Origin of the sequence: Streptomyces sp. HUAS TT7 (assembly GCF_051550175.1) — a bacterium.
In the GTDB taxonomy this organism is placed as follows: domain Bacteria; phylum Actinomycetota; class Actinomycetes; order Streptomycetales; family Streptomycetaceae; genus Streptomyces.
This window is the reverse complement of sequence record NZ_CP196175.1, coordinates 1,555,518-1,572,146: the sequence shown is the minus strand read 5'-3', so window position 1 is coordinate 1,572,146 and position 16,629 is coordinate 1,555,518. Positions and strand designations below refer to the sequence as shown.

Genomic DNA, 16,629 nt, shown 5'->3' with positions numbered 1-16,629 from the left:
ATCCCATCGGGAAGGTCATGCGCAGGACAAGAGGATTTGTCGCTTGATGTCGAACGCTTTGCCTGGAGGGTGCACTTGAATGAACATTCTTGGTTGGTACCTGACCAACCAAAGTCGATGGGCGACAAAAAGGGCGCCGTCCGACCGGGTCGGACGGCGCCCCCTGCTTCAGGCGCTGGTCAGCGTGTGTGATCAGGCGCCGAGGTTGAACTCCGCAGGGTTCGGCCCCAGGCGCTTGCCCTCGTCGAGCGCGGCGAGGGCGGCCAGGTCGTCCGCGTCGAGCTCGAAGTCGAAGACTTCGATGTTCTCCTTGATCCGTGACGGCGTCACGGACTTCGGGATCACGACGTTGCCGATCTGGAGGTGCCAGCGCAGCACCACCTGGGCCGCGGTCTTGCCGTGCTTCTGCGCGATGGCCACGATCGTCGGCACCTCAAGGAGGCCCCTGCCCTGACCGAGCGGCGACCAGGCCTCGGTCGCGATGGAGTGCTTGGCGTGCAGCGCGCGCGACTCGGCCTGGGCGAGCTGCGGGTGCAGCTCGATCTGATTGACGGCCGGGACCACCGAGGTCTCGCCGAGCAGCCGCTCCAGGTGCACCGGCTGGAAGTTGGAGACGCCGATCGCCTTGGCCCGGCCGTCCGCGTAGATCTTCTCGAAGGCCGCGTACGTGTCGACGTACGCGTCCTTCGCCGGCACCGGCCAGTGGATCAGGTACAGGTCGACGTAGTCCAGGCCCAGCTTGTCGAGCGAGGCGTCGAACGCCCGCAGGGTCGAGTCGTACCCCTGCTCCGAGTTCCACAGCTTCGTCGTGACGAAGAGGTCTTCGCGGGCGACCCCCGAGGCGGCGACGGCCTTGCCGGTGCCCCGCTCGTTGTCGTAGATCGCGGCGGTGTCGATGCTCCGGTACCCGGACTCGATGGCGGTGGCGACCGCCTTCGTGGCCTCGTCGTCCGGCACCTGCCAGACGCCGAAACCGAGCTGCGGCATCTCGACGCCGTTGTTGAGGGTGATGGAGGGGACCTTGCTCACGAGCGGTCGATCCTTACGTCGTCGGTTGGTACTCCCATGGTCAACGAACGAGTGGAGCGACGCATTCCCAACAGGCCCACTCGATCGCACCTGACCTGCGGTTCAGTACCGCTCCTGACTCGCTGTTCAGCAACGCGGGACTTGCGGCTCACGATGAATGGCCGATACAGCTCCGACCTTCTCGGTCCGAACCATTGACCATGCCTCGACAAGACGCGACGCTATGGCACATAACTGAACGCCGGACACTCATGTGAACAACATGTCTGCCCAGCTCCGATAACTGCTCATGTGCGCGCCACACACCGTTCACTCCTGAACTCCACCTCTCAGGAAGGCAGGTACACCCCATGAAGGACACACGGGAAACATCGGAGGAAACGGTGCCCGTCGTGGTCTGGGAGACCCCCGAGTACACGGTCGTCGAGACCGCGCTCGAAGTCACCGGCTACTTCCACGCCGACCGGTAGGCGCCGCGCCATGCTGCTGCAGGTGCTCGGCACCGCGGCGGGTGGCGGGGTCCCGCAGTGGAACTGCGCGTGTCCCGGCTGTGCCGGCGCGCGCGCCCACCCGCGGCGCCGCCGCCGGCACGCCTCCCTCGCTGTCAGGTCGGGCGGCCCCGGATCCCGCTGGCACATCGTCAACGCCGGTCCCGACATCGCGGACCAGATCGAATCCGCCCCCGCCCTGCTGCCCGGCCCCGGATCGCGCGAGACCCCGGTCGCCGGAGTGATCCTCACGGACGCCGAACTCGACCACACCCTCGGCATCGCCCGGCTCCGCGAGGCGGAGGGCCTCGTGGTCCGGGCCACCGCACCCGTACGGGACGCACTCATCGACCGGCTACGGCTGGGGGATGTGCTCAGCCCCTATACGGCCATCGAATGGCGGGAGCTGAGCGAGAAGCCGGAAGCGCTGTCGACACCCGGCTCCATCGAGGTCAGCGCCCTCCCCGTGTCCGCCAAACGGCCCCGTTACGCGGCCGGTACCGGGTCCGACGACCCCACCTGGTCGGTCGCGCTCCGGCTGCACGAGCCGGCCACCGGTGCCACGGCCGTCTACGCCCCCGCGATCGCCACCTGGTCCGACGCGCTCGACGAAGCGGTACGGAGCGCCGACGTCGTCATCGTGGACGGCACGTTCTGGGACGACGACGAGCCCGTACGCAGCGGGATCTCGACCCGCACGGCGACCGCGACGGGCCATCTTCCGGTCGTCGGGCCGCGCGGCACCTCCCACCGCCTCGCCGCGCTCCGCGGCCGCTGCCTCTACACCCACCTCAACAACACCAACCCCCTCAACGACCCCGCGGCCGCCCAGCACGCACGGCTCGCCGAACGCGGCCTGGAAGTCGCCGCGGAGCGGATGGTGATCGAACTGTGAGCGACCTCCAACTCCCTTGGACAGACGCCGAGTTCGAGCGGCAGCTGCGTGCCGTGGTCGAGCACCGCTACCACGACCGGCACCCCTTCAACATCCGCATGCACAAGGGTGAGCTCGACCGAGAGGAACTGCGGCGCTGGATCCTGAACCGCTTCCACTACCAGCGGCACATTCCCGTCAAGGACGCCCACATCCTCGCCAAGTTCGACGAGCCGCACCTGCGCAGGATGTGGCTGCGCCGCATCCAGGACCACGACGGACCGACCCACGGCACGGGCGGTATCGAACGCTGGCTCCGGCTCGGCGAGGCCGCCGGAATCACCCGCGAACGCATGTGGTCCGGCGCCGAGGTCCTGCCCGGAGTCCGCCTCGTCGTCGATGGTTACGTCAACTTCTGCCGGCTCAACCCCGCCCTGGACGCGGTCGCCGCCTCCCTCACGGAACTCTCGGCGCCCGGCATCATGCGCACCCGCATCGACGCCTTCCAGGAGCATTACGACTGGATCGAGCCCGCCGGCCTGGAGTACTTCCGCACCCGCATGGAACAGGGCAGCCGCGACAGTGCCGAAGCCCTGCTCCTGGTCAGCGGCTGGACCCGCACCCGGGCGGAACAGGAGCGCTGCGTGGCCGCCCTCGCCTTCAAGTGCGACGTCCTGTGGTCACTGCTCGACGCGGTGGAACTGGGCGGGTGCGGGGGAGCGGGGGGAGTCGGATGACTCTCACCCCCACCCCGGGATCTCATCCGCAGGCCGCCTCCGCACCCACCTCCGACCCCGCGTGGCGACCCGCGCTCGCCCGGCATGTGCTGCTGCGGCACGACCGGGTGCGGGGAGCCGATCTGCTCGTGCTGCCCGAGCGGGTGGTGGTACTGCACGGTCCGGCGGGGAGCATCGTCCGGCTCTGCGACGGTGAGCGCGATGTGCGGGGGATCGTCGACGAGCTGGCCGCGCGCCACCCGGATGCACCCGTCGCCGCCGAAGTCCCTTTGTTTCTGGACAGGTTGCGTGAGGAGGGCTGGCTGCGATGACCCCCGTCGAACCACCCTGGGCGCTGCTCGCCGAGCTGACCCACGGCTGCCCACTGCACTGTGCGTACTGTTCCAACCCGGTGGAACTGGTCCGCCGCAGCAGTGAGCTCGACACCGGCACCTGGCGCCAAGTGATGTGCCAGGCCGCTGAGTTGGGAGTCGTGCAGGCCCACATCTCGGGCGGCGAACCGCTGCTGAGGCCCGACCTGTCGCAGATCGTCGCCGCCGCCGACGCGGCCGGCATTCACACCCAGCTCGTCACCAGCGGCATCGGCCTGGACGCGGCCCGCCTCGGCGCGCTCATCGACGCCGGGCTGCGTTCCGTACAGCTGTCCGTGCAGCATTCCGACGCGCAGGCGTCGGACCGGATCGCCGGGCGCCGCCGCTCCTTCGCCGACAAGGCGCGGGCCGCCGCCGTCGTCCGGGAGGCCGGGCTGCCGCTGGGCCTCAATGTCGTCCTGCACCGCGACAACCTCGACGCACTGGATGCGATCGTCGAGCTGGGCCTCGACTGGGGAGTCGACCGCATCGAGCTCGCCAACACCCAGTTCTACGGATGGGCCCTGCTCAATCGGAATCAACTCCTGCCTTTCCGAACGCAGTTGCAGCTGGCAAGGGAGTCCGTCGAGGCGTGGAAGGCGAGGCTCGCCGGGCGTACCGAACTCGTGTGGGTGGTGCCCGACTACTTCGACGGCATGGCGAAACCCTGCATGGGCGGCTGGGGCGCGGTCTCGCTGACCGTCGCCCCGGACGGCACCGTACTGCCGTGCCCGGCGGCCGCCGCGCTGCCCGGGCTCGATCCGCCCACCGTGCGAGAGCGCTCTCTGGAGTGGATCTGGCGGGAGTCGCCCGCCTTCAACGCCTATCGCGGCACCGGCTGGATGGCCGAGCCCTGCCGCTCCTGCGAACGCCGCGACATCGACTTCGGCGGCTGCCGCTGCCAGGCGTACGCCCTCACCGGCGACGCGGCCCGCCCCGACCCGGCCTGCCGCCTCGCCCCCGACCACCCACTCCTGCGCCGCATCGTCTCCGAGAGCGCTCTCAGCGACCCGAACGCAGCCGTACCCCGGTCCTTCCGCGCGGCCGCCGACTGCGGCGACCGAGTGTGAACGCGAGCCCGCCCCCCTCTCTACGCCCTGTGCGCAGCGCAGCCGACCCCGTGCCTTCCCTCCGAGAAGACTTGAGGTGACCATGACCAGATCACCCGCCCGCCCATGGCGTACCGCCCGAAACCGCCGCCCCCGCAAGCTCCTGGCCGGCCTGCTCGCCGCGCTCCTCACCGTCGCCGGTCTCACCCTCGGGGCCACCGCCCCCGCGACCGCAGCGCAGTCCCGGGACGCGAAGGCCACCGACTGGTCGGTCGCCATGACCCAATCGACGCTGGCTCGCTTCACTCCGACATCCATCGGCGGCTGGTCGTACCCGGTCGGCCTGTATCTCTACGGCCAGTACGAGGTCTACCAGCGCACCCACGACGCCAAGTTGTTGTCCTTCATCAAGAGCTACGTCGACCGGTTCGTCGACAGCAAGGGCAGCATCAACCAGAGCTTCAACAGCCTCGACAGCATGCAGGCCGGACGGCTCCTGGTCATCCTGCACCACGAGACCGGGCAGGACCGATACCGGATCGCCGCACAGAAGATCCGTAACCGGCTGAGCACCTACCCGCGCACATCCGACGGCGGATTCTGGCACGCCGACTCCAGCAGCCGAGCCCATCAACTCTGGGCGGACGGTGTCTACATGGTCAACCCGCTCCTCGTCGAGTACGGCAAGGAGTTCAACGACTCGGCGTACACCGATGACGAGGCCGCCAAGCAACTTGCGGTCTATGGCAGCCACTTGCAGGTGGCCAACGGGCTGCTCAAGCACGCGTACGACGAGTCGCGCACCCAGAGCTGGGCCGACCCCACCACCGGGCTCGCCCCCGAGCACTGGTGCCGGGCCGTCGGCTGGTACTCGATGGCTGTCGTCAACGTCCTGGACGCCATCCCCGCCAACCACCCGCGCCGCGCTCAACTCGCGACCTATCTCCGGAACTTGGCAAGTGGTCTTGAGCACTACCAGGACTCGAAGACCGGCCGATGGTTCCAGGTCGTCGACAAGGGGGCCAAGTCCGACAACTGGACCGAGACCTCGTGCTCCAGCATGTTCACCTACGCACTCGACCGGTCCGTCCAGCAGGGCTACATCGACCCGCACTTCGAGGCCGTCGCCCAACGCGGCTACCAAGGTGTGCTCGCCAAGATCTCACTGGGCCCGGACGGCCGGACCGACCTCACCGACATCTCCATCGGCACCAACGTAGGCGACTACTCCTACTACGTCGGGCGCACCCGGGCCACCAATGACTTCCACGGCCTCGGCGCCTTCCTGATCATGAACGAACAGCTGAGGAAGAGGTGACCCATCGATGACTCCCACCCGTAGGGCTCTGCTCGCGTCCGCGCTGGGCGGCGCGGCGGCGGCCGGACTGCCATGGGCCGGCGCGGATGCCACGCCTCGGCAGCAGAACTGGCAGCAGAAGTGGGCGCCGTCGGCGGCCACCGACGGGCTCAAGGCCTTCGAAACGATCGAGGACGACCGGGCGAACTCACACCCCGCCGGCCACCCCCACATCCTCCCCGAGGGCAACAACTTCCGCTTCAACATGCACACTGTCGACCGTGACACCATGACCGACCGGCAGCGCCAGGAGGTCACCGGGCTCCGCAACGGCGGCTCGTACCTGAAGTGGCTGCCCGGCCAGACCTGGCGGCTCACGTACTCCCTGTTCATCCCGAGCTCGCTGAAGGCCACCACCACCTTCACCCACATCATGCAGATGAAACAGCCCGGCAACGGCACCTCGCCGATCGTCGTGCAGTCGCTGCGCCGGGTGAACGGGATGCAGACCATCGAGCTCCAACTCCCCATCAGCGGGACCCTCATAGGCCGCACCAACCTCGACCCCCTCCATGACAAATGGACCGACGTCGACTTCCAGATCAAGATCGGTGACAAGACCGCGGGCTCGGTGCGCTGGATCCTCAGGAGCGGCGGGGCGACCGTCATCGACAAGTCGGCGACCGGCGTCGACACCTTCCTCGCCGACCGGGTCCGCCCGAAGTGGGGTATCTACCGCTCCCTGGGTGACGCCTCCGGGTCCCTGCAGAACACCTATCTGCTCCTGACCAATCTGCGCGGCTACCAACTTGTCTGACCACTCGTCAGGGAGAGGCGCACATGCACCCATTCACGAAGAGGCGGCCCACACTCGTCGGGCTGCTCCTTGCCGCGTTACTGGCTCTGGTGCAACCCACCACCGCACTCGCCACACCATCCGCAGCCCGACCGGCACCGAAGAGTCAACTGCCCACCTCCACGCCCGAGTTCAACGTCAAGGATTACGGAGCCAAGGGAAACGGCTCTGCCAATGACAGCCTCGCCGTCGACAAGGCCATCAGCGCGGCCAACGCTGCCGGCGGCGGGACCGTGCGGTTCCCCTCCGGCACCTACAAGTCGCAGAACACCCTCCATATGAAGTCCGACGTCACGCTGCAACTCGACTCCGGGGCGACCCTGAAAGGCTCGGACGCCGGCAAGTACGACGCACCCGAGCCCAACCCGTACGACCAGTACCAGGACTACGGGCACAGTCACTTCCACAACGCGATGATCTACGGTGACCGGCTGACCAACATCGGCTTCACCGGGCCCGGTGTCATCGACGGCGGCGGCAACCTCATCACCGGCAATCCCAAGTCCGGCCAGGCCGACAAGATCCTGTCGCTGACCCGCTGCGACGGCCTCACCCTGGGCGGCGGTATCACCCTGCGCCGAGGCGGCCACTTCGCCGCTCTCATCAACGGCTGCACACACGTCACGTCGGACCACCTGACCATCGACACGGCGAGTGACCGCGACGGCTGGAACGTCATCAGCACGACCCATGTCACCATCACCAACGCCACCATCGCGGCCAACGACGACGCCCTCGTCTTCAAGAGCGACTACGCACTGGGTGCCAAGCTCACGAATGGTCATGTGACCGTCCACGACAGCAAGTTGTCGGCGAAGTGCTGCAATGCCCTGATGTTCGGCTCGGAGACCTGCGGCGACTTCACCGACTACCAGTTCCAGGGCATCACCATCAATGGCGCCGACAAGTCCGGGCTCGGCATGGTCTCGATGGACGGCGCCGACATCAGTGACGTCCACTACCGCGACATCACCATGACCGACGTCCACTCGCCGATCATGCTGAAGACCGGCACCAGAAAGCGCTGCGGCAACAGTCCGGACGTGGGCCACATCTCCGGCGTCACATACGACAACATCACGGCAACCGGCAACAGCCCGTCGTTCTCGCCGACCCTGTGGGGTGAGTCCGGCGCGCATCACATCGACGGCGTGACGTTCACCGAGGTCCACCTCACCGTGCCGGGCGGCAACGGTGCCATGTCCACCGGAGCGCCGAGCAACAACGCGACGGACTACAACCCGAGCTCCATCAGCACCCGGCCCGCCTACGGCTGGTATCTCCACAACGCCGACCACGTCACCTTCACCGACAGTTCGGTGCGGTTCGCCGCCGCCGACGACGGGCGGCCCGCGGTCATCGCCAACGGCGGCGGCCCGGTCGCCTTCACCCGCTTCACTGTCCAGCGCGGCGGCAGGAGCCCGTACGACCTGGGCTTCCAGAACGTGGCGGGCGGCTACTGCGTCACCGACAGCAAGAACACCACCGGCGGCGCCCTGCGCATCGGCGGCACCGGCTCCACCCAGTCCTGCGGCGCTCACGAAACCGGTGCCGGAATGGCTCATGTCACCGCCGGCGCCGCGAATCGCGCGGCCCACCTCGACCACCTGGAAGGACCGGTATGAGAGCGCACTCGGCCAGACGCGGCCGCCTGACCACAAGACTCCTCCTCGTGGTGTCCCTGGTGCTCGGCGCACTGTCGCTCCAGGCCCCCGCCCGCGCCGATCTGCAGAACCCGCGCCAGGACTTCCTGCGCGCCTCCACAGCCGGGCTCTTCCTGCACTGGGGCGAGCGCACCGCCCCCGCCCACACCAGCTGCTCCGCCTGGGAGTCCGACGTCACGGCCGGCGGCTGGAGCCCCGACTACTGGGTGAACGAGGCGCAGAAACTGCACGCCCAGTACCTTGTCCTCGCCACCTTTCACAGCCGCCTCGGCTACGCCCGGCCGTGGCCCTCCAAGATCCCCGGCAGCTGCTCCACCCAGCGCGACTTCCTCGGCGAGCTGATCGCGGCCGCCAAGGCCAAGGGCCTCAAAACCATCCTGTACATGACGGACGACCCGCAGTGGCACACCGACGGAGGCCATGAGTGGCTCGACTCCGCCGGCTACTCGGCCTACAAGGGCAGCAAGGTCGACCTGACCACCCGGGACGGCTTCGGGCAGTTCAGCTACGACAACTTCTTCGAGGTCATGGACCGCTACCCCGACCTCGGCGGCTTCTGGATCGACAACGACAACGACTACTGGCTCAGCCACAACCTCTACCAGCAGATCTACCAGAAGCGCCCCGACTACACGATCAGCAACAACAACGAAGACACGCCGATCATGGACATGATCAGCAATGAGCAGAAGACGGGCATGACACCGTCGTACGACTACCCGCAGGCGCTCTACACCGCGCAGCCCCGCCTGACCGAGGCCGACTTCAAGCTGCCGTCCACCGGAGCCTGGTGGTACGACGGGTCGAACCCGGCCGTGGACAAGAAGCTCACCCTCGGACGGCTGATCACCAACGCCGGCTCGTCGGTGAAGGCCCTCATGGCGGAAACGGCCCAGGTGAACGGCAAGTTCCCGGCGAACCAGAGCGCGTTCAACGACTTCGCCAACGGCTACCTCGCGCCGATCTGGGAGTCCCTGCACGGCGTCGAGGGCGGCGGCTACCTGTACGGCGGCCTCAAACCCGGGTTCTGGAACGACGGCGCGCAGGGCGTCACCACGATCAGCAAGACCGACCCGAACCGCCAGTACATCCATGTCATCACCCCGCCAAGCACCTCCACCCTCAAGCTGCGCGACAACGGCTACCAGGTGACCGGAGTGACCAACCTCCGTACGGGTGCGGCGATTTCGTACAGCCAGTCCGGCGGAACGCTCAGCCTCACGGGCCTGTCCGGGTGGGACCCGTACGACACCGTCCTCAAGGTGACCACGAAGGGGCGCACCGGGATCATCGCCCCGGCCGACTACACCATCAGTGCCTCGGCCTCGGCGAGCGGGCATGGCGCGGCGGCTGCCGCGGATGGCGACTACCTCACGTACTGGGACAGCAACAAGACCCTCCCGGTACGGCTCGACTTCAGCCTGGGTACGGCGAGGACCGTCCGCTATCTCGGTATCAACCAGCGAGAGGACTCGGTGAGTTACCCGCGGTCCGACACCGAGCAGTCGGCGCGGATCAAGGGCTACAAGGTGTACGTCAGCGCGGACGGCAGGAACTGGGGGAGCCCGGTGAAGTCCGGCACCCTGCCCAGCACTCGGGGAGTCGCCTTCATCGACATTCCGGGTGTCTCCACCGGCCACGTCCGCCTGGAGGTGACGAGCACGTACGCGGCCTCGACGGACACCGCCCGCTACAAGCGGCTGCGGATCGACGAGGCGTGGCTCGGGAGCGCCTACGCGTCGACGGGCTCGGCCGCGACCCTGGCCCGCACCGGAGCTGAGAGCGCTCCCGGCTCACCGTCCGGTTCCGATGCCCAGGCCTGGGACTGGGCGCTGCGCGCCAGCGGTCGGCTCATCAACTTCGCACTCTCCAACAGCGCCGCTCGCAGCTCACCCTGTGGGTGATGGCGGCCTCCCCGCTCCTGCTCGGCACCGACCTCGCCGCCCTGAACGCGACGGACAAGGCGATGCTCACCAACGACCGGGTCCTCGCCGTGGACCAGGACGGCGTCGCCGCCCGGGGGAGACCCGCCTCGTCAGGGCCCGGCCGACGACGCCCTGACGAGAGCTTCGGCAGGGCCGCCGGGGGCGGCTGCCGCCGAAGCGGGCTGGGGTGGCGGGGGTCGCCGTCACCCCGGTCCGGCCTGCCCTCCGGAGCTCAACTCGTGTACTGGGAAAGCGAATTGATCCCGCGCGAGTCATTGACACCAGGCGCTCCAGGCACTGCGATGCAGTGATGGTTAGGAAGCTTTCCTAACATGGCGGCTTTCGCTGCTCCTACAGAGGCTCCGCAACCCCGTAGTCCCCAGTAGCCCCGAGTGCACGCCCCTCAGGCAAATCCCCGGCTCCCCAGCGCTGCAGTGCCCCAGAACCCATCCCCCAGGCCCCCGCAAGCCCTACGGAAGGAACCCCCGTGCACACTGCCGTACCCCCGCGCCGTCTCATCGCGGCCCTCGCCGGCGCAGGCTGTCTGGTCCTGCCCCTGATCGCCACCGTCCCACAGGCCAGTGCAGCCGATGTCCCGCAGGCGGCCGCCGCGTCCGGCGCCATGGCGGTCGCCCCGTACGAGTACCTCGGCTGGGGCAATCCGCAGAAGCCCACCGATGTCATGGCGGCGACCGGCGTCAAGTGGTTCACGCTCGCCTTCATCCTGTCCGACGGCGGCTGCAACCCGAAGTGGGACGGTTCGCGCGCGCTGACCGGCGGCTCCGACGAGAGCGCGATCGAATCCATCCGCGGTGCGGGCGGCGACGTGGTCGTCTCCGTCGGCGGCTGGAGCGGCAACAAGCTCGGCGAGAAGTGCTCCAGCGCCTCGGCGCTCGCAGGCGCGTACCAGAAAGTGATCAACGCGTACCACCTGAAGGCGCTCGATATCGACATCGAGGACACCGAGTTCTCGAACGCCACCGTGCGGCAGCGGGTGGTGAGCGCGCTGAAGATCGTCAAGAGCAACAACCCCGGCATCGTCACCTACGTGACCATGGGCACCACCCCGAACGGGCCCGACGCCATCGGCAAGGACCTGATCAAGAAGGGGGCGGCTGCCGGGCTCGCCAACGACGGCTGGACGATCATGCCGTTCGACTTCGGCAGCCACAGCGGGTCGATGGGCTCGGCCACGGTGAGCGCTCTCGAAGGCCTGAAGGCGGCGGTGAAGAGCGCCTACAGCTACAGCGACGACACCGCCTACCGGCACATCGGCGTGTCCTCCATGAACGGCAAGACCGACGAGTCCGACGAGACCGTCACCACCGGCGACTTCCAGACCATGCTCGGCTACGCCAAACAGCACCACATAGCGCGCTTCACGTTCTGGGCGGTCAACCGCGACCGGCAGTGCTCCGGGGGCGGGAGCGCCGGCGACTCGTGCAGCGGGGTCGGTCAGTCCCCGTACGCCTTCACCAAAATCGTCTCCCAGTACGCGGGTTGAGGGCGGGCGACATGACGCATCAGCAGTACAGGAGAGCGCTCTCGGCCCTTGCCGCGACGGCGGGCCTCATCGCGGGCGCCCTGACGGCCGCACCGTATGCGACCGCCGCGCCCAGCGGCCCCGCCACCCCCTTCGGAAGCCATCAAATCCCCTACGTGGACGGCATGTTGAGGCCGTCCGGCAACCAGGCGGCGATCGACCGGCAAGTGATCGACAAGTACGAGGCATGGAAGGCCGCGTTCGTGAAGCAGAACTGTGGCAACGGCTGGTACGAGACGCAATCGCCCGACGCCGACCACCCCTATGTGGGGGAGGGGCAGGGGTACGGCATGGTGGTCACCGCGCTGATGGCGGGCGCCGACAACGATGCCAAGAAGATCTTCGACGGCATGGTCAAGTACGTCCTCGCCCACCCCTCGTCGAACAACTCCGGACTGCTCGCCGCCGAACAGGACAAGTCCTGCAAGAGCGTCGACGGCTCCGACTCGGCGACCGACGGCGACCTCGACGTCGCGTACGGGCTGCTGCTCGCCGACAAGCAGTGGGGCAGTTCGGGGACGTACGACTACAAGAGTCTGGCCGTCAAGCACATCAACGCCATCAAGAAGAGCGAGGTGAATCCCACCACGCACCTGATGCTGCTCGGCGACTGGTCGACCTCCGGGGAGTCGCACTACTGGATCTCGCGCTCCTCGGACTGGATGGGCGACCACTTCCGGGCCTTCAAGTCGGCGACGGGCGACAGTACGTGGGACACCGTGCGCGCGGCACATCAGAAGCTCATCACCTCTCAGCAGTCCAAGTACGCTGCGGACACCGGTCTGTTGGCCGACTTCGTCGTGAACACCAACAGCACGCCCAAACCCGCCCCGGGCAAGGTGCTCGAATCCGCCAACGACGGCGACTACGGCTGGAACGCCTGCCGTGACGCGTGGCGGATCGGTGCGGACGCGGTGACCGGTGGGGATGCCGCCTCGCTCGCCTCCGCGCGCAAACTCAACGGCTGGATCAAGAGCAAGACCGGCGGCGACCCGAGCAAGGTCGTCACCGGCTACCACCTCAACGGCTCGGCGTTCGACAGCGGCAAGGACATGGCCTTCACCGCGCCGTTCGCCGTCGCCGCGCTCACCGACCCCGGCTCCCAGGCCTGGCTCGACGCGCTCTGGAGCAAGCTGGCCGCCTCTCCGGTGGACCCGAAGCTCTACTACGGCGCCAGCGTGCAGCTCCAGTCCATGATCGTGGCATCCGGCAACTACTGGGTGCCACAAGGTTCTTGACGGAGGATCACATGCGTCTCGCAACACCCCCACGCCCCGCGAGAGGCCGGGCCCGGAAGGTGGCCGCGGCCGGCGTGCTGCTGCTCTGCGCGGGCCTGGTGCAGGCGGCACCGCAGCCGGCCTCCGCCGCACCCACCCGCTACGAGGCCGAGAGCGGCACCCGCTCGACCGGCAGCACCGTCGACACCAACCACAAGAACTACTCCGGCACCGGATTCGTCAACTCCAACAACGCGGTCGGCGCCTACGTCGAGGTGACCGTCGACGCGGCCGCCGCGGGCAACGCGACCATCGCCATCCGCTACGCGAACGGCACCGGCGCCAACCGCCCCGCCGACGTGTCGGTCAACGGCACGGTCGTGTCCGCCGCCCGCGCCTTCAACGCCACTACGAATTGGGACACGTGGGCCGACTCCACCCTGACGGTGGCGGTCAAGGCGGGCAGCAACAGGATCCGCCTCGCCTCGACCACCGCCGACGGCCTCGCCAACATCGACTACATCGACTTCGGCGGGGCATCGGGCGGCGACACCCAAGCCCCCACCCGGCCCGGGACACCCACCTGTTCGGCGGTCACCGAGAGCGCCCTCACACTGAGCTGGGGCGCCTCCACCGACAACGTGGGCGTCGCGAAGTACGACGTCTACGAACACGGCAACAAGATCAATGAGGTGGACGGGAACCTCACCACCGACCACCTCACCGGGCTCACCCCCAACACCACCTACAACCTGACAGTGCTCGCCCGCGACGCCGCCGGCAACGTCTCGCAGGCCAGCCCCGCGATCGACTGCACCACCTCGCCCAGCACCGACACCACCCCGCCCACCGAGCCGGGCACCCTCACCTCGTCCAACGTCACGGCCAACAGCGTGGACCTGAAGTGGGGCGCCTCCACGGACGACAAGGGTGTCACCGCCTACGAGGTGCGCAGCGGCGACAACGTCTACAAGGCGGTCACCGGCAGCCCGCCCGGCACCAGCACCACCCTGACCGGTCTCGCCTGCGACAGTCCGTACTCGCTGACCGTCGTCGCCAAGGACGCGGGCGGCAACACATCGCCGGCCAGCAACGCGGTGTCCTTCACCACGGCCACCTGCCGGACCGACGGCGGAGTCCCGTCCTCCATCACCACGCTCTCCAGCAACTGGACCATCCCATGGGGGACTTACTGGATGCCGGACAGCTCCAGCGCGCTGGTCACCGAGCGGGACAGCTTCAAGGTGTACAAGGTGACACCGAACGGAACCAAGACGCAGGTGGGAAGCGTTCCCAACGCCGTCACCACCGACGGCGAGGGCGGTCTGCTCGGCGTCGCCGTCGACCCGAAGTGGGCCACCAACCACTATGTGTACTTCATGCACACCGCGGCGGAAGGCAACCGCGTCGTGCGCATGACGTACAACGGGAGTGCTCTCGGCAACTACACCGTGCTGCTCCAGGGGATCAAGAAGAACCGGTACCACAACGGCGGACGCCTCGCGTTCGGCCCCGACGGCTACCTGTACGCCTCGACCGGCGAGGCCCAGACGCCCAACCTTGCCCAGGACAAGAACTCCCTCAACGGCAAGATCCTGCGCATGACCACGGACGGCAAGCCGGCCCCGGGCAACCCGTTCAACAACTACGTCTACAGCTACGGGCACCGCAATCCGCAGGGCCTCGCGTTCGACCGCAACGGCCGTTTGTGGGAAGCCGAGTTCGGCGACAGCAAGAAGGACGAGCTGAACCTCATCAAGCCGGGCGCCAACTACGGGTGGCCGACGTGTGAGGGCCCATGCAGCACGGCCGGAATGACCAACCCGAAGGCCAGCTGGCCCACCGGCCAGGCCTCGCCCAGCGGCATCGCCATCGTCCGCAACGTCGTCTACATGGCGGCCCTCAAGGGCGAGCGCCTCTGGCGCATCCCGATCACGGGTGACACGGAGAACGTGGGTACACCGACGGCGTACTACGTGGGCTCGTACGGTCGGCTGCGTACGGTCACCAAGGTGCCGGGGGAGGACGCGTTCTGGCTCTCGACCACGAATGGTGACAACAACGGGTCGGGGGGAGCAGGCTCGGACAAGATCTTCAAGGTGCTGGTCAAGTAGGGGTGATAGAAGGGGAGTTGACACGGGCAGCCAGCGCCGCTGACGTGCGGGGGAGTGCCACCCCGCACGTCGGCGGCGCCGCTCCGCAAGCGGGCGCCGTATGGGTGGGTCAGGCGTCGTTGCGGCTTCCGCCGCCGCGCTGGCGCAGCGAGATGCGGTTGCCGTCGGGGTCCACGGCCTCGATGCGGACGCCGAACGGGTAGTCCTCCGGCTCCGGCAGGTCGAATGTGACACCGCGGTCGCGCAGCACCTTGAAGTCGGCGCGCAGGTCGTCCGATTCGAGGATGACCGGCCCGGGCGTGGCACCCGGTTCGACCGGCTGACCCGCGGAGGCAGGGTGCGACCACAGGATGAACTCGAACCCGCCCCCGGGAGCACCCACGGTGAGGAAGCGTCCGTCGGGCCCCGGGAAGTCGAGCCGCTTCTCCAGGCCGAGCTTCTCCGTGTAGAAGTCGAGGGCGCGGTCCTGGTCGGTGACGTAGATGGTCACGTACATGACGTTGGTCAGCATGGTGTCTTCCCTTCACCCGGCGGACCCACCAGGTGGGTCGTTGTCGGTAGCGGTGTCGCTGTGTCTCACCGCACTGACACGGCCCGGCGGACGGGTGTGACAGGGAAGGGGGGAATTTCCTCACCCCGCCCGGAACGGACCAACTCCACATGTCCTGGCCCATGTTGAGTCGGCGTCCGCCTCACCGCACAGGACAGGGGCTGAGGTGTCTCGCCGGGAGCCGACACGACACATGGCAGGGCAAAGGTCCCAGATTGCCGCGATTTTTATATATATCTTCACGCTGAGCAATCAACCCAGGGCTTCGCGCCCAGGTAGGAAAGGGCCAAACCATGCGCAAGTTTCAGCGCGCTGCCGTCGTAATCGCAGCGGTCACGGGGCTGTCCGCCCTCGGTGTCGGAGTCAGCTTCGCCGATGGCTACGACGCCCCCGCCGCCCCGGGCTATGACGCCCCCGCCGCCCCGGGCTACGACGCCCCCGTCTCCCCCGGCTATGACGCCCCCGCCCCCGCCCCAGCCCCCGCCCCCGTCTATCCGCGGGCCGTCGCGGTCGCCAGCTCGCAGGCCAACGCCGTGGCCTATGGGGGCGGCACTGCTGTGGCCAGCTCGCAGGCCAATGCCGTGGCCACGTATGGCGGCATGCGATAGACCCAACTGCACTACGCCCCAAGGGGCGCTCTCTGTAGGTATGCCGGTTTCGGCAGTTGCTGCATGCCCCGCTTCGCGTCTGCGTCGGGGCATGCAGTGCTCATACCCCAGGCTCGGAGCAGCGTGGGTCGGTACCGCCGTCGTCGAGGAGGAATTGTGAAGCGTCATGTCATCGCCGTCCTGGCCGTCGTCGTCACCGCGCTGATGCTGTTCGCCGTACCGGCAGCGGCTCAGGACGGCCCCGGCCGACATGCCGAGAGCAACGACTGGAACATCCCACTCACCAACATCGGCATTCTGTAGGGCCGAAACATCGGCTTGTCGCAGC

17 protein-coding genes are annotated in these 16,629 nt (G+C 68.0%); 15 read left to right on the top strand and 2 right to left on the bottom strand.

Going from position 1 to position 16,629, the window contains the following annotated elements:
• Positions 1-192: 192 nt before the first annotated feature.
• A complete protein-coding gene (locus tag ACSHXC_RS06835) occupies positions 193-1,029 on the bottom strand; it encodes an aldo/keto reductase (protein ID WP_438290707.1) in 837 nt (278 codons plus the stop codon).
• A 350-nt stretch (positions 1,030-1,379) separates the two neighbouring features.
• Between ACSHXC_RS06835 and pqqA the strand changes: the two genes are divergently transcribed.
• The 13 genes from pqqA (at position 1,380) to ACSHXC_RS06770 (ending at position 15,143) form a co-directional block, all read left to right on the top strand.
• Positions 1,380-1,499, top strand: coding sequence for a pyrroloquinoline quinone precursor peptide PqqA (pqqA, locus tag ACSHXC_RS06830; protein WP_438290706.1), 120 nt, complete (start codon positions 1,380-1,382; stop codon positions 1,497-1,499).
• Between the two features lie 10 nt (positions 1,500-1,509).
• Complete coding sequence (pqqB, locus tag ACSHXC_RS06825) at positions 1,510-2,412, top strand: pyrroloquinoline quinone biosynthesis protein PqqB (RefSeq protein ID WP_438290705.1); 903 nt, start codon at positions 1,510-1,512, stop codon at positions 2,410-2,412.
• Positions 2,409-3,128 carry a pyrroloquinoline-quinone synthase PqqC gene (pqqC, locus tag ACSHXC_RS06820; RefSeq protein ID WP_438290704.1) on the top strand — a complete coding sequence of 240 codons (720 nt, stop codon included), beginning with the start codon at positions 2,409-2,411 and terminating at the stop codon, positions 3,126-3,128. The genes pqqB and pqqC overlap by 4 nt, the downstream gene beginning before the upstream one ends.
• Positions 3,125-3,439, top strand: a complete 315-nt coding sequence (pqqD, locus tag ACSHXC_RS06815) for a pyrroloquinoline quinone biosynthesis peptide chaperone PqqD (protein ID WP_438290703.1) — start codon at positions 3,125-3,127, stop codon at positions 3,437-3,439. Before pqqC ends, pqqD begins: the two co-directional genes overlap by 4 nt.
• Positions 3,436-4,548 carry a pyrroloquinoline quinone biosynthesis protein PqqE gene (gene pqqE, locus ACSHXC_RS06810; RefSeq protein WP_438290702.1) on the top strand — a complete coding sequence of 371 codons (1,113 nt, stop codon included), beginning with the start codon at positions 3,436-3,438 and terminating at the stop codon, positions 4,546-4,548. The genes pqqD and pqqE overlap by 4 nt, the downstream gene beginning before the upstream one ends.
• Before the next feature lie 82 nt (positions 4,549-4,630).
• Entirely contained in the window at positions 4,631-5,845 is a 1,215-nt protein-coding gene (locus tag ACSHXC_RS06805; protein WP_438290701.1) for a glycoside hydrolase family 88/105 protein, read from the top strand.
• A 7-nt stretch (positions 5,846-5,852) separates the two neighbouring features.
• The gene (locus tag ACSHXC_RS06800; RefSeq protein ID WP_438290700.1) at positions 5,853-6,641 is read left to right on the top strand and encodes a Tat pathway signal sequence domain protein; all 789 of its coding nucleotides are present in this window, start codon (positions 5,853-5,855) and stop codon (positions 6,639-6,641) included.
• 23 nt (positions 6,642-6,664) lie between these two features.
• On the top strand, positions 6,665-8,305 hold the full coding sequence (locus tag ACSHXC_RS06795; protein ID WP_438290699.1) for a glycoside hydrolase family 28 protein: 1,641 nt from the start codon (positions 6,665-6,667) through the stop codon (positions 8,303-8,305).
• Entirely contained in the window at positions 8,302-10,248 is a 1,947-nt protein-coding gene (locus ACSHXC_RS06790) for a discoidin domain-containing protein (protein WP_438290698.1), read from the top strand. The genes ACSHXC_RS06795 and ACSHXC_RS06790 overlap by 4 nt, the downstream gene beginning before the upstream one ends.
• Positions 10,248-10,580 (top strand): hypothetical protein, encoded by a 333-nt coding sequence (locus ACSHXC_RS06785; protein ID WP_438290697.1) that lies wholly within the window; start codon positions 10,248-10,250, stop codon positions 10,578-10,580. Before ACSHXC_RS06790 ends, ACSHXC_RS06785 begins: the two co-directional genes overlap by 1 nt.
• A gap of 176 nt (positions 10,581-10,756) precedes the next feature.
• Complete coding sequence (locus ACSHXC_RS06780; RefSeq protein ID WP_438290696.1) at positions 10,757-11,773, top strand: chitinase; 1,017 nt, start codon at positions 10,757-10,759, stop codon at positions 11,771-11,773.
• A gap of 11 nt (positions 11,774-11,784) precedes the next feature.
• Entirely contained in the window at positions 11,785-13,050 is a 1,266-nt protein-coding gene (locus ACSHXC_RS06775) for a glycosyl hydrolase family 8 (RefSeq protein WP_438290695.1), read from the top strand.
• Positions 13,051-13,061: 11 nt separating this feature from the next.
• Positions 13,062-15,143 carry a PQQ-dependent sugar dehydrogenase gene (locus ACSHXC_RS06770; RefSeq protein ID WP_438290694.1) on the top strand — a complete coding sequence of 694 codons (2,082 nt, stop codon included), beginning with the start codon at positions 13,062-13,064 and terminating at the stop codon, positions 15,141-15,143.
• 109 nt (positions 15,144-15,252) lie between these two features.
• Here ACSHXC_RS06770 and ACSHXC_RS06765 read toward each other — a convergent pair whose 3' ends face one another.
• Complete coding sequence (locus ACSHXC_RS06765; RefSeq protein WP_438290692.1) at positions 15,253-15,654, bottom strand: VOC family protein; 402 nt, start codon at positions 15,652-15,654, stop codon at positions 15,253-15,255.
• 332 nt (positions 15,655-15,986) lie between these two features.
• Here ACSHXC_RS06765 and ACSHXC_RS06760 point away from each other — a divergent pair, with 332 nt between their 5' ends.
• Both ACSHXC_RS06760 and ACSHXC_RS06755 read left to right on the top strand, forming a co-directional pair.
• Positions 15,987-16,301, top strand: coding sequence for a hypothetical protein (locus tag ACSHXC_RS06760; protein ID WP_438290691.1), 315 nt, complete (start codon positions 15,987-15,989; stop codon positions 16,299-16,301).
• A gap of 156 nt (positions 16,302-16,457) precedes the next feature.
• Positions 16,458-16,604 (top strand): hypothetical protein, encoded by a 147-nt coding sequence (locus ACSHXC_RS06755; RefSeq protein ID WP_438290690.1) that lies wholly within the window; start codon positions 16,458-16,460, stop codon positions 16,602-16,604.
• The last annotated feature ends 25 nt before the right edge of the window (positions 16,605-16,629 follow it).